The organism is Bradyrhizobium iriomotense (assembly GCF_018129405.1).
Classification (GTDB): Bacteria; Pseudomonadota; Alphaproteobacteria; order Rhizobiales; family Xanthobacteraceae; genus Bradyrhizobium; species Bradyrhizobium iriomotense_B.
The window spans coordinates 1-13,537 of sequence record NZ_JAFCLP010000008.1; the positions used below are offsets into that span (position 1 = coordinate 1).

Consider the following 13,537-nt stretch of genomic DNA (forward strand, 5'->3'; position numbering starts at 1 on the left):
CATAGAGAGTCAGCTTCCGAGCCCGGCCACAAGCCTTCCGAGAAGTGTGAATGTCGTAGCCCGCAAGGGGAGAGGGTGGCTTGCCGCGATAGCGGCGAGACGGGTGAGGGGTATCTATCCTCACAGACGATCTTGCGAGTTGGAGAGATACCCCTCATCCGGCGCTTCGCGCCACCTTCTCCCACATCCGCCTTCGCCAAGGCTTCGGCGGACATGAGGGGAGAAGGAAGAAGGCCGCAGCAGTCTGGGCGGCAAAAAATTCCGACCACGCTTCGCGCGTCGAAATCACCGGCGGCACGGCGGGCGCTTACGCCGCCTCCTTCACATCGCCATTCAACAGCCTACGCGCGGCGCGCTCGGCTTCGCGGGCGTTGCGGAAGAGCTGGCCTTCGAGGCGGTTAAAGCGGTGGGATGAAGCGAAGAAGCAGTAACCTCCCTGGGAACGAACGACGATACCTGCGGTCTGTGAATCGACTTCGATGATGTAGCTGTCCGGCATGGTCCGTGGCTTCCTCAGTGCGGGCAAATAACGGCACTCCGACCCAAAGGTTCCTAGGCATTTTCGGCCGTTTTCCACCCCGAATCGACACGCAATTGAGTACGCCGGGACCTCATCCGTTTTATGACTTGTTCTTGGCGAAGCCGCGACGCGATGACTCGCGCGCGCCGCGTTCGGCGACATCGCACGTCGTCGTGAGATAGGGCAGAGCGCCGCGCGCGATTACGTCGCGATGACAGTGTCGCTCGAACGAACCGCCTGCGGGCGGCCGTGCTCGTCGATCGAGACGTAGGTGAAGTTGCCGTCGGTGACGAGGAACGGATCCTGCTCCCCGCGACGCAGAGCCCACGCTTCCAGATGCACGGTGATGGACGTGCGCCCCACACGCACGAGGTTGGCGTAGACGGAGACGAGATCGCCGACATAGACCGCTTTTCGAAAATTCATCGCCTCGATCGCAACGGTGACCGTGCGCGACTTCGCGACCTTCGATGCAAACACGCCGCCGCCGACGTCCATCTGGCTGAGCAGCCAGCCGCCGAAGATGTCGCCGTTCGCATTGGTATCGGCCGGCATCGCCAGCGTGCGGATGCAGAGATCCCCGCTCGGTCCGGTATTGGCTTGCTCGTTCATGCCTCTCTCACTTGAGATTGCTCACTTGAAATTGTCCCAGCCCGGATCGGGCGCGAAGCGCTCGCCGAATCGCTCCGCCAGGGCCCGCAGGGTGGATACAATGTTTTCGACGCCGCGCGTGCGCGCGTAATTCAGCGGACCACCGCGGAACGGTGCATAGCCGGTCCCGAAGATCATGGCGCCGTCGACCGCATCGGCGTCGTCGACGATGCCCTCACGAAGCGCCGCGACGCAGACATTGGACATCGGCAGCACCAGTCGGTCGATCATCTGGTCGGTGACGCGCGGACCGGTGTCCGGCAACGGCGCCTTCTCCGCCTTGCCGTCCTTCCAGGTGTAAAAGCCCTTGCCGGTCTTGCGGCCGAGCTCGCCCTTGGCGACCTTCTCGCGCAGCCAGGCCGGCGTCGGCGGCAGCAGGTCGCCGAACTTGGTCCGCAGCATGTCGCCGACGTCGAGGCAGATGTCGAGGCCAACCTGGTCGGCGAGCTCGATCGGCCCCATCGGCATGCCGAACTGCTCGGCCGCCGCATCGATCAGGCGCTGGTCGGTCTTCTCGTCCAGCATCACCATGGCTTCGAGCATGTACGGCGTCAGCGCGCGGTTGACGAGGAAGCCGGGCGAGCTCTTCACGGCGAGCGGCAGGCGATCGATCGCGCCGACAAAAGCGAGCGCCTCCTTCAGCACCTCTAGCTCGTTGCCGTCATGGCTGACGACCTCGACCAGCTGCAGGCGCGAGACCGGATTGAAGAAATGCAGGCCGACCAGCCGCTCCGGCCGCGCCAGCGTGGTGCGCAGATCCTGAAGCGGAATGCTCGACGTATTGGTCGCAAGGATCGCGCCCGGCTTCATCCGCGGCTCGAGGCCGGCATAGACCTTCTGTTTCAGCTCGAGCTTTTCCGGCACCGCCTCGATGATGAGATCGGCGTTGCGGACGCCCTCGCCGTCCATATCAGGTATCAGGCGATCGAGCGCGTCGCGCACATCCGTGGGCTTGCGGATGATCTTGCCGTAGAGCTCGGCCGCGCGCTTGACCGCGCCTGCGATCGGCTCCGGCTTCATGTCGGCGAGCGAGACGCGGAGCCCCTGCCCCGCGCACCACGCCGCGATGTCGCCGCCCATGGCGCCGGCGCCTATGACGTGGACATGCTTCACCGTGCTGCCGGAGCCTGCGGCCTTCTTCATCTGCTCGCGCAGGAAGAAGACGCGGATCAGGTTCTGCGCGGTCGGCGTCACCATCAGCTTGGCGAATGACGCCTGCTCTGCCTTCAGCATCGCGGTCTTGCTGCCGCCATGGGTCTCCCACAGATCGATCAGCGCGTAAGGCGCGGGATAATGCTCGCGGGGCGCAGCTTTCGCCGCCTCCGAGCGCATGCGCTTGGCCAGCAGCCCACGCACCGATCCGAGATTGGCCGCGCGCGTCAGCAGGCCGGGCTTGGCCCGCTTCAGCCGGCCGAACAGCGCATCCCTCACCGCGCCCTGGACGTGGCGCTCCTGCGTCACGGTGTCGACGAGGCCGAGCGATTTGGCGCGGCGCGCATCGATGGTGCGGCCGGTCAGCATCAGCGCCATCGACTGCGTCGGATTGACCAGCGCGGTGAAGCGCGCGGTGCCGCCGAGGCCGGGATGCAGGCCCAGCATCACCTCAGGGAAACCGAAGCGCGCACCGTCGATGGCGATACGCGCCTGGCAGGCCAGCGCGACCTCGAGCCCGCCGCCGAGACAGAAGCCGTGAATAACCGCGACCGTCGGCAGCTTGAGCGCTTCCAAATGGTCGACCACCGCATGCGCGGCGCGGATGCGCGTTTCCACCATCTCGGGATCGGCCGCGCCGCGGAATTCGTTGACGTCGGCGCCGGCGATGAAGCCGGACGGCTTTGCGGAGCGGATGACGAGGCCGGCGGGGCGCTCGGTCTCGATCGCCGCGAGCGCGGCGTCGAATTCCTCCATCACGTCCGAGGACAGCGTGTTGGCGCTGGCGCCGTTACGGTCGAACAGGAGCCAGGCAACGCCGTCGGCATCGCGCGTCAGCTTGAAGTGCTTGTAGGGACCATCGGTCGCAGGCTGAGGCCCCAGCGCCAGCACGCGATCGCCGAGCGCGGTCATGATCTTGGAATCCATGGTCACACCGCCTCGATCAGCATGGCGCCGCCGAGCCCGCCGCCGATGCATTCGGTGGCAATGCCGCGCCGCGTGCCGAGCCGCTTCATCGCGTTGACGAGATGCAGCACGATGCGGTTGCCGGAGGTGCCGACGGGATGGCCGAGCGAGATCGCGCCGCCATCGACATTGAGTCTTTCACGATCGATCTCACCGGCGGCGCCGTCGAGCCCAAGAATCTCGCGGCAGAACTTGTCGTCGTTCCAGGCGGCGAGGCAGCCGAGCACCTGCGTCGCGAATGCCTCGTTCAGCTCCCAGGTCTCGACGTCCTTGATGGTGAGGTCGTTGCGCTTCAGCAGCGGCGTCGCCGACATCACGGGGCCGAGCCCCATGATGCTGGGATCAAGCGCGGCCCAGTGGCTGTCTACGATCACGGCCTTTGGCTCCAGCTTGTGCTTGGCTACAGCCGCGTCGGAGGCGAGGATCACCCAGGAGGCACCATCGGTGATCTGCGAGGAATTACCGGCGGTGACCTGGCCCCAGGGGCGTTCGAACACCGGCCTCAGTTTCGCGAGAGACTCGGCCGTCGAGTCCGGCCGCACACCGTCGTCATGGTCGAAGAATTTGCCGTCGCGGGAGAACGCCGTCTCGACCTCATCTTTCAGAAAGCCCTCGGCCTGCGCATGCGCGAGCCGGCGGTGGCTCTCGGCGGCATAGGCGTCGGACTGGGCGCGGGTGATGCCGAAGAGATGGCCGACGACCTCGGCAGTCTGGCCCATGTTCAGGTCGGTGACGGGATCGGTCAGCCCGCGCTCGAGGCCGATGATCGGCTTGAGATAGCGCGGGCGTAGCTTGAACGCGGCGGCGAGCTTCGCAGCCACGCCCTTGGCGGTGGCGAGCCCGGCGAACCAGCGCACGCCGGAATTCGGCCAGACCAGCGGCGCGTGGCTCAGGGCCTCGGTGCCGCCGGCCAGGATCATGTCGGCATGGCCTTCGCGGATGTAGCGGTAGGCGGTGTCGATCGACTGCATGCCCGAGCCGCAATTGATCTGCACGGTAAAGGCGACCATGTCCTCGCCCATGCCGAGCCGGAGCGCGGCGACACGGGCCGGGTTCATCTCGTCCGCGATCACGTTGACGCAGCCGAGGATGACCTGGTCGAAATCGTCAGGCGAAAACGGCTGCCGCGCCAGCAGCGGCCGGCCGCATTGCACGGCGAGATCGACGGGCGTGAACGGCCCCGGCCCCGAACGTGCCTTCAAGAACGGCGTCCGGCTGCCGTCGACGATGAAAACGGGTCGTGCCATCAGCTTGCCGCCCTCTGCTCACCGAGTTCCTGGAAGAACTGATGCACGTCGGCGGTTTTCTTGTAAATCGGCGACAACGCCTCCGGCGCAAAATCGTCGACTTCGATGACTTTTGTGACGGCTTCGTGAGCCGCGGCAAGCTGCTCGCCCTCGGCCTGCGTGATCACGCCCTTGGTGACCGCGTCCTTCCAGTCGCGGATGTGCGCGGCGCGCAGGCGCTTGGCGATCGCATCGGTCCCTGCCACCAGCTTGAACGCGCGCTCCAGCCGGGCAAAGCCGCCGTCGTCGTCGACATGAGCGAGATCCGGCGTGAGGCGCTCGCGCGCCGCCGACGGCTCCAGCACGAGGCCTGCGCATTGGTGCACGACGCGATCGGACGGGCCGAGCACGCGGGCGCCGAAGGGCTGGACCACGAGCTTGAGGAAGCCGGCAATGAGGCGGTTGGGCAGGTTGGCGAGGATTTCGGCAAGCCGGTTCTCGATGGTCTTGAAGCCGGTCGCCATGCACCATTCCAGCGCGGCGAAGTCCTCCTTCTGCCGGCCCTCGTCCTGCCAGCGCTTCAAGACGGCCGAGAGCAGATACAGTTCGGAGAGGATGTCGCCGAAGCGTGCCGACAGCATTTCCTTGCGCTTGAGCGCGCCGCCGAGCGTCAGCAGCGCCATGTCGGCGCAGAGCGCGAAGGCCGCCGAATAGCGGGAGAGCTGGCGATAGAATGGCGTGGCATCGCCCGCATCCGGCGCCATCGCAAAAGCGCCAAAGGTCCAGCTCCGGCCGAAGGCGCGGAACAGCGTCTGAAAACTGTGGCCGACATGTTTCCAGAACGCCGCGTCGAACGCGGTGAGCCCGCGCTCGCGATCGGCGTCGGCAAGCGCATTCATCTCGTCGAGCAGATAGGGATGCGCGCGGATCGCACCCTGCCCGAACACGATGAGGTTGCGGGTCAGGATGTTGGCGCCCTCGACAGTGATACCGACGGGGACGGCGCGATGCAAATTGCCGAGATAGTTTTGCGGACCGTCGATCACGGCCTTGCCGCCATGGATGTCCATGGCGTCGTCGACGGCGGTGCGCATCCGCTCGGTCGCGTGCAGCTTCATGATGCCGGAGATGACAGCAGGATGAATGCCGGCATTCAGCGCCGCGCAGGTCAGCCGGCGTGCCGCGTCGAGCTGATAGGCGGTGGCGACGATGCGCGCGAGCGGCTCCTCGACGCCCTCGAACTTGGAGATGGAGATGCCGAACTGCTCGCGGATGCGGGCATAGGCACCGGTGGTGCGCGCGGCATAGGCAGCACCTGCCGCCGACAGCGACGGCAGCGAGATGCCGCGGCCAGCTGCGAGCGCGGTCATCAGCATCTTCCAGCCCTGGCCGAGGCGCTCCTTGCCGCCGATGACGTAGTCGAGCGGAATGAAGACGTCGCGGCCCCAGTTCGGGCCGTTCTGGAACACCTGCATCGAAGGCAGATGGCGCTGGCCGATCTCGACGCCAGGCAAATTCGTCGGGATCAGCGCCACGGTGATGCCGAGCTCTTCCTGGGAGCCTACGAGATGATCGGGGTCATAGGCCTTGAAGGCGAGGCCGAGCAGCGTCGCGACGGGGCCAAGCGTGATGTAGCGCTTGTGCCAGTTGAGCCTGAGGCCTGTGACCTCGCGGCCTTCGAAGTTGCCCTTGCAGATGATGCCGGTGTCGACCATCGAGGCGGCATCGGAGCCGGCCTCGGGGCTGGTGAGGCCGAAGCAGGGAATGTCGCGGCCATCTGCGAGCCGCGGCAGCCAGCGCTCCTGCTGTTCCCTGGTGCCGAAGCGCATCAAGAGCTCGCCGGGCCCGAGCGAGTTCGGCACCATCACGGTGACGGCGGCCGCAATCGAGCGGGTCGAGATCTTGCGCACGACTTCCGAATGCGCGTAGGGCGAGAAACCGAGGCCGCCGAACTCCTTCGGGATGATCATGCCGAAGAACTTTTCGCGCTTGACGAAGTGCCAGACGTCCTGCGGCAGGTCGCGCCACTCCCAGAAGATTTTCCACTCGTCGAGCATGGCGCAGAGCTCGTCGACAGGGCCGCTCAGGAAGGCCTGCTCCTCGTCGGTCAATCTGGCTGGCGCGATTTTCAGCAATTTCGACCAGTCGGGATCGCCGGTGAAGAGATCGGCATCCCACCAGACATCGCCCGCCTCCAGCGCCTCGCGCTCGGTGTCGGACATCGCCGGCAGCACGCCGCGTGCCCAGGAGAAGATCGGCTTTGTGATGGTGTCGCGGCGGAAGCTCATGGCGGACCTCATGCATCGGCGCGGTGACAGGGCATTTTAGCGGAAAGTGGCCGGGGTGCGTGAACACTTCGCGGGCAAAAAGAAGCGATTTGACGCGGCCGGGCGGCCGCCCAGGCCATAACGGCCGGGGCGTGGGGCAGTTCCGGAAGGGGAGCAGTAGCCCGGATGGAGCCAACGGGTCGGCGCGAAGCGCCGCCCGATGACAGGCTCCGCGTAATCCGGGATTCTCGCGTCGCGGATGGACTTTCCCGGATTGCGCTGCGCTCCATCCGGGCTACGGGAGCGACCGGATCAATCCGGCCGGACCATCTCGAACATGTTTTCCGGCTTGATCTCGAAATAATCGCCGCGGCGGCCGGCGCGAACGATGGGGCGGGCGGCGGCGGTCTGATAGACGCCGTCCTTGATCATGGCCTTGTCGATGTGGACGGCGACCACCTCGCCGAGCGTCAGCCAGGCGTCGGCCTCCTTACCGTTGGCGCCCTTGAGGCGAACGATGTCGGACACCTTGCATTCGAAGGCGACGGGGCTCTCTCCGACGCGCGGCACGTTGACGAGCCTGCCGGGCACGGCGGTCAGGCCCGCGACCTCGAACTCGTCGACCTCTGGCGCGACATGCGCGGCGGTCGCGTTCATGTGCTTGGCGAGGTCCATGGTGGCGAGATTCCAGACGAACTCGCCGGTCTGCTGGATGTTCTCGACCGTGTCCTTCCAGTTGGTGGAGGAGAAGCCGATGATCGGCGGCACGTAGCAGAACGCGTTGAAGAAGCTGTAGGGCGCAAGGTTGACGTGGCCCCTGGTGTCACGGGAGGAGATCCAGCCGATGGGGCGCGGCGCGATGATGGCGTTGAAGGGATCGTGCTTGAGGCCGTGGCCCTTGGAGGGCTCGTAGAAGTAGAGGTCTTTATCGGTCACCGCGGGTCTTTCCTGATCCTGGTAGCCCGGATGGAGCGAAGCGTAATCCGGGACCGCAAGCGCAACGCCCAAAGATCCCGGATTGCGCTTCGCTCCATCCGGGCTACGTCGGCCTGCTTATAGGGGGAAACCCGTCCACCCGTCAGTGGCGCGGGGACAGACCCGCGATGACGAAATCGATCATCTGGTCGATGGTCGGGCCCGGCTTGGTGGCGCACTGGGCGATCATCTGGGGGTGGAAGAAGCGGATCATCGCGGTGCAGGCGCACAGCGAGGCCAGCTGCAGGTCGGGCGCCTCGAACTCGCCGGAGGCCACCCCCTGGGCAATCATCTGGCCGATCACCCCGGCAATGCACTCCATGTGGGCGACGCAGACGTCCCAGTCCTCCTCCATCGCGATCGCGACCATCTCGTGCAGCTTGTTATCGCCGACATAGCGCTCGGTGTTCATGCGATGGATGGTGGTGAGCAGCTCGCGGAAGCGCGGGAGCACCGGACCGGGCCCGGTCACGATCCGCTGCGCCTCCAGCTCGACCTCGCCCATCAGCGAACGGGCCACCGCCTGGTGAATCGCCTTCTTCGATTCGAAGAAGCGATAGACGTTGGCGGGGCTCATCCTGAGCTCCTTGGCGATGTCACCGACCGTGGTCTTCTGATAGCCGATCTGCCGGAACAGCCGCTCGGCCACCTCGAGGATACGATCCCGGGTGTCGCCTTCGATATGTTCCGCAACCAGTGTCATCTGTCAGGACTCGTCAATCAGCACTACTTCTCACTTATTCAGCCGCTTCAGCAAGCGGAATTGCATGCTGGTCATCGCTCTCATGCTGCGGCGCGGCAGGCTGCTCGGGGGTGCCGGCCTCATCCAGGCTCTTCCTGAACCACAGGGCATAAAGGCCCGGCAGGTACAGGAGCGTCAGGAATGTCGCGACAAACAGGCCGCCCATGATGGTGATCGCCATCGGCCCCCAGAACGCCGAGCGCGACAGCGGGATCATGGCCAGGATCGCGGCGAGCGCCGTCAGCACCACGGGGCGGGCACGGCGGACGGTTGCCTCCACGATCGCTTCGCGCCGGGTCAGGCCGTGGCTGACGTCGGTCTCGATCTGGTCGACCAGGATGACCGTGTTGCGCATGATCATGCCGGCGAGCGCGATCAGGCCGAGCAGCGCCACGAAGCCGAACGGGGCGTTGGCGACGTTGAGGCCTAAGGAGGCACCGACGATGCCGAGCGGCGCGGTCAGGAACACCAGGATCAGGCGCGAGAAGCTCTGCAGCTGGATCATCAGCAGAGTCAGCATCACCATGACCATCACCGGGAAGAGGATGAAGATCGAGGCATTGCCCTTGGCAGACTCTTCGAACGCGCCGCCTGCCTCGATCCGGTAGGCCGGCTCGAGATGATCCTTGATCGCCTTCAGCTTCGGCGTGATCTGGTTGGTGACATCAGGCGCCTGCACGCCGTCGACGACGTCGGAGCGCACGGTGATCGCCATGTCGCGGTTACGCCGCCACATGATCGGCTCCTCGTGGGCATATTCGATCTTGGCGATCTGCTGCAGCGGCACGGCGACGCCGTTGCGCGAGGTGATGGTGAGATCGCCGACGCCGCCGAGGTCGAGACGCTCGGACGGGACCGCACGGGCGACCACGCCGACCTTCTCGATGCCGTCGCGCACGGTGGTGACCTGCGAGCCCGAGATCAGCATCGCGAGCGCCTGCGAGACGTCCTGCGGGGTCAGGCCCATGGCGCGGGCGCGATCCTGGTCGACGACGAGCTTCAGGTAGGGTGACTGCTCGTTCCAGTCGAGCTGGACGTCCTTGACGCTCTTGTTCTGGCGCATGACGTCGCGGACCTGGTAGGCGATCTCGCGCACCTTGTTGGCGTCGGGCCCGATCACGCGGAACTGGACGGGGAAGCCAACCGGCGGGCCGAAGTTGAAGCGGTCGACGCGCACGCGCGCCTCGGACAGGAAGCCGTCGGCCGCCGCGTTCTCGATCTTGGCCTTGATGCGCTCGCGCGCCTCGACGCCCTTGGCGACGATGACGACCTCGGCAAAGGCCTCGTTCGGCAGCTGCGGGTTGAGGCCGAGCCAGAAGCGCGGCGAGCCCTGGCCGACATAGGACGTATAGGTCTCGATGTCCTTGTCGTCCTTGAGCAGGGTCTCGGCCTTCTTCACGGCCTTCTCGGTGACGTTGAAGGCAGTGCCCTCGGGCAGGCGCAGCTGCAGGAACAGCTCGGGCCGCTCCGACAGCGGGAAAAACTGCTGCTGGACATGGCCGAAGCCGACGATCGAGGCAATGAAGACACCGACGGTCGCGACCACCACGGTGATGCGGTGGTTGACGCACCATTGCACGATGGCGCGCAGGCCCCGGTACATGCGGGTCTCGTAGACTGCGTGCGGATCGTGGTTGTGGTGCGCCTTCATCTCGGGCAGCAGCTTGACGCCGATATAGGGCGTGAAGATCACCGCGACGAACCAGGAGGCGACCAGCGCAATCGCCACGATCCAGAAGATGCTGCCGGCATATTCGCCGACCGCCGAACTGGCAAAGCCGATGGGGAGGAAGCCAGCGGCCGTGACCAGCGTTCCCGTGAGCATCGGAAACGCAGTTGATTCCCAGGCAAAGGACGCCGCGCGCATGCGGTCCCAGCCCTGCTCCATCTTCACCACCATCATCTCGACCGCGATGATGGCGTCGTCGACGAGCAGGCCGAGCGCGATGATCAGCGCGCCGAGCGTGATGCGGTGCAGGTCGAGCGACATCGTGTTCATGACGATGAAGACGATGCCGAGCACCAGGGGCACCGACAGCGCGACCACGATGCCGGTGCGCCAGCCGAGCGCCAGGAACGAGACGAACAGCACGATCACGAGCGCTTCCATGAAGGAGTGCACGAACTCGCCGACGGCGTGCTCGACCACCTTGGGCTGGTCGGCGATCAGCTTGACGTCGATGCCCTGCGGCACGGCCTTCATGAACTCGGCCGTCGCCTTCTCGACCTCCTTGCCGAGCTCGAGGATGTTGGCGCCCTTGGCGGTGACGACGCCGATGCCGATCGCAGCCTTGCCTTCCTGGCGGACGACGAAGCTCGGCGGATCGACATAGCCGTGGGTGACGGTGGCGATATCCCCTAAGCGGAACACGCGGCCATTGCTCTCGACCGGGGTCTCGGCGACAGCCTTGGCGCCGTCGAGCGCGCCGGTGACCCGCAGCGGCACGCGCTGCGAAGAGGTCTCGACCGTGCCGGCCGGAGTTACGTTGTTCTGCTTGGCGAGCGAATCGAACAGCGCCTGCGGCGTGATGCCGAGGGTGGCGAGCTTGGCGTGGCTGAACTCGACGAAGATGCGCTCATCCTGGTTGCCGTAGACGTCGACCTTGGTGACGCCGGGCACCTTGAGCAGGCGCTGGCGAAAACCTTCGGAGACCTTCTTGAGCTGGGCGTAATCGGCGCCGTCGCCGGTCATCATGTAGAGGATGGAATCGACGTCGGAGAACTCGTCGTTGACCACGGGCCCGAGAATGCCTGAGGGCAGCTGGCCCTGCACGTCGACCAGCTTCTTGCGCAGCAGATAGAAGAGGTAGGGCACATCCTTCGGCGGCGTGTTGTCGCGGAAGGTGACCTGGAGCGCGGTGAAGGCGGGCTTGGAATAGGTCTGCACCTTCTCGAAATAGGGCAGTTCCTGGATCTTCTTCTCGATGGGATCGGCGACCTGGGTCTGCATCTCCTGCGCGGTCGCGCCGGGCCAGATCACGGAAACGTTGACCACCTTCACCGTGAAGAACGGATCCTCGGCGCGGCCGAGCTTCTCATAGGAGAAGAAGCCGGCGACGCCGAGCACGAGCATCAGGAAGAGAACCAGCGTCGGATGGCTGACGGCCCAGGCCGAAAGGTTGAAGCGCTTCATCGCACTCTCCGAAAGACGATCCAGTTGCAAACAACGACAGCCGCTCTGTTCAAACCGTCGTCGCGAGGCAGCGAAGCAATCCAGGGGGCTGGGCAGATTCTGGATCGCTTCGCCGCTTCAGCCTTTGCTTAGGGACAAAGGCCGAAACTCACCTCACACGACGTAACTCTATTTGCTTGTCATTCCGGGATGGTCCGAAGGACCAGACCCGGAATCTCGAGATTCCGGGTTCACGCTGCGCGTGCCCCGGAATGACGGTAGCTAGAAACTCAATGACGACACGACCCGCACCCGCTGGCCCGGATCGAGCTTCTGCACGCCGAGGGCGACGATCTTGGCGCCCTCGTCGACACCGCCTGTGATGACGACGTCGTTGCTCTCGTAGGATTTCACCGTCACCGGCTTGAGCGTGACGCCGCCGTTGTCGTCGACGACGTAGAAAGAAGGCTTGCCGCCTTCGTTGAACAGCGCCGAGAGCGGCAGCCGCGCGACGCGCTCGGTGGCGGCATCCGACAGCGTCAGCGTCGCGGTCATGCCGAGCGCGACCTTGTCGTCGGCCTCGGGCAGCGAGAACTTTGCAAGATAGGTACGGGTGGCCGGATCGGCCGCCGGGGCGATCTCGCGCAGCTTCGCTGCGTACTTCTTGTCCGGCTCCGACCAAAGAGTGACGCTGGCGACGCCCGACTTGGCGCGTCCAACCAGCGTCTCAGGGATCGCGACGACCGCTTCCTTCTCGGCAAAGCGGGCGACACGGATCGAAGCCTGGCCCGCGGCGACCACCTGGCCGGGCTCGATCAGCGTTGCGGTGACGACGCCACGGGCGTCGGCAACAAGCGTCGCGTAGGAAAGGGAATTCTTGCTCAGTTCGAGCGCGCGCTCGGCGCGGTTCAGGCGGGCGCGGGCCTCGTCGGCGGAAGCCCGGCTTGAATCCATCTGCGCGTCGGTGGTCCAGCCCTTGGCCTTCAGATCCTTGGCACGCTGCTCGGCGGCGGCGGCCTGGGCCAGCACGCCGGTCGCGGCGGTCTGCTCGGCCAGGGCCTGCTCGGCCTGGAGCTTCAGATCGACCTCGTCGAGGGTGGCCAGCGGCTGGCCGATTTCGACGGTCTGGCCGACTTCCACCAGGCGCTTGGCGACCTTGCCGGCGACGCGGAAGCCCAGGTCACTCTCGATCCGGGGTCGGACGGTGCCGACGAAGCTGCGCTCCGGGGTCTCGGCATCATAATGGGCGGTCGCCACCAGAACCGGCCGCGGCGGCTCGGCCTTCTCGGCGACGGTATCATTGCACCCGGCCAGGGTGGCGGCCATCAGGGCCAGCGACACACCCGCCAAAAGCTTGGAATAGCTGGACAAAACGGACCGAACGAACATCGGAGGACACTCCTGCGGCTGCAATGAGAGGAATGTCGACTAATCACTGATAAAAGTCAATAATCGTCAGTCATCAGGAAAGCGTGATCGTTAAGAGGTGGTAAGGATTGGAAGCCATATGCACCGCTGGAAATTTGCGAAGCTTATTGGTAGGTTACATGTAACCAGAGGGAATTACCCCATGAGCCCTTCAAAGCCCAAGTCGTCTCGTCTGAAGGTGCAGGCCCACCGCGATCGATTGCGTGCACAGGGGCTGCGTCCGATCCAGATCTGGGTGCCGGATATCCGCTCGCCGCTGTTCAAGTCAGAAGCGCATCGGCAATCGCTGGCGGTCGCTGCGAGTCCACGTGCGTCCGAAGACCAAGCTTTCGTCGATGCCATCTCCGATTGGCCTAACGAGCCAGAATGACCTGTGAATCGATCACGGAGTTAGTCAGCAGCAGCCTCTCGTCCGGAACACTTTCGTATCCAGCCCAACATACGCTCGCGTCCATTGTGACCTATCCGCGATGGATCACCCAGCAATGGAGCACGTCT

10 protein-coding genes are annotated in these 13,537 nt (G+C 65.2%); 1 reads left to right on the forward strand and 9 read right to left on the reverse strand.

Annotation, left to right across the window (positions count from 1 at the left end; translation table 11 throughout):
* Positions 1-307 precede the first annotated feature (307 nt).
* From JQ592_RS18215 to JQ592_RS18255, 9 genes are all read right to left on the reverse strand, one after another.
* Positions 308-499, reverse strand: a complete 192-nt coding sequence (locus JQ592_RS18215) for a hypothetical protein (RefSeq protein ID WP_197963553.1) — start codon at positions 497-499, stop codon at positions 308-310.
* Between the two features lie 222 nt (positions 500-721).
* On the reverse strand, positions 722-1,132 hold the full coding sequence (locus JQ592_RS18220; RefSeq protein WP_211404196.1) for an acyl-CoA thioesterase: 411 nt from the start codon (positions 1,130-1,132) through the stop codon (positions 722-724).
* 21 nt (positions 1,133-1,153) lie between these two features.
* A complete protein-coding gene (locus tag JQ592_RS18225; protein WP_211404197.1) occupies positions 1,154-3,250 on the reverse strand; it encodes a 3-hydroxyacyl-CoA dehydrogenase NAD-binding domain-containing protein in 2,097 nt (698 codons plus the stop codon).
* A gap of 2 nt (positions 3,251-3,252) precedes the next feature.
* The gene (locus JQ592_RS18230) at positions 3,253-4,536 is read right to left on the reverse strand and encodes an acetyl-CoA C-acetyltransferase (protein WP_211404198.1); all 1,284 of its coding nucleotides are present in this window, start codon (positions 4,534-4,536) and stop codon (positions 3,253-3,255) included.
* Positions 4,536-6,803, reverse strand: a complete 2,268-nt coding sequence (locus JQ592_RS18235; RefSeq protein ID WP_211404199.1) for an acyl-CoA dehydrogenase — start codon at positions 6,801-6,803, stop codon at positions 4,536-4,538. Before JQ592_RS18235 ends, JQ592_RS18230 begins: the two co-directional genes overlap by 1 nt.
* Positions 6,804-7,094: 291 nt before the next feature.
* Positions 7,095-7,718 carry a flavin reductase family protein gene (locus JQ592_RS18240; protein ID WP_211404200.1) on the reverse strand — a complete coding sequence of 208 codons (624 nt, stop codon included), beginning with the start codon at positions 7,716-7,718 and terminating at the stop codon, positions 7,095-7,097.
* A 142-nt stretch (positions 7,719-7,860) separates the two neighbouring features.
* Positions 7,861-8,460 carry a TetR/AcrR family transcriptional regulator gene (locus JQ592_RS18245; RefSeq protein ID WP_211404201.1) on the reverse strand — a complete coding sequence of 200 codons (600 nt, stop codon included), beginning with the start codon at positions 8,458-8,460 and terminating at the stop codon, positions 7,861-7,863.
* A gap of 34 nt (positions 8,461-8,494) precedes the next feature.
* Entirely contained in the window at positions 8,495-11,632 is a 3,138-nt protein-coding gene (locus JQ592_RS18250) for an efflux RND transporter permease subunit (protein ID WP_211404202.1), read from the reverse strand.
* Positions 11,633-11,893: 261 nt separating this feature from the next.
* Positions 11,894-13,000, reverse strand: a complete 1,107-nt coding sequence (locus JQ592_RS18255) for an efflux RND transporter periplasmic adaptor subunit (RefSeq protein WP_211404203.1) — start codon at positions 12,998-13,000, stop codon at positions 11,894-11,896.
* Between the two features lie 181 nt (positions 13,001-13,181).
* On the opposite strand from JQ592_RS18255, the gene JQ592_RS18260 reads away from it, so the two are divergent.
* Entirely contained in the window at positions 13,182-13,409 is a 228-nt protein-coding gene (locus tag JQ592_RS18260; protein ID WP_211404204.1) for an antitoxin MazE family protein, read from the forward strand.
* The last annotated feature ends 128 nt before the right edge of the window (positions 13,410-13,537 follow it).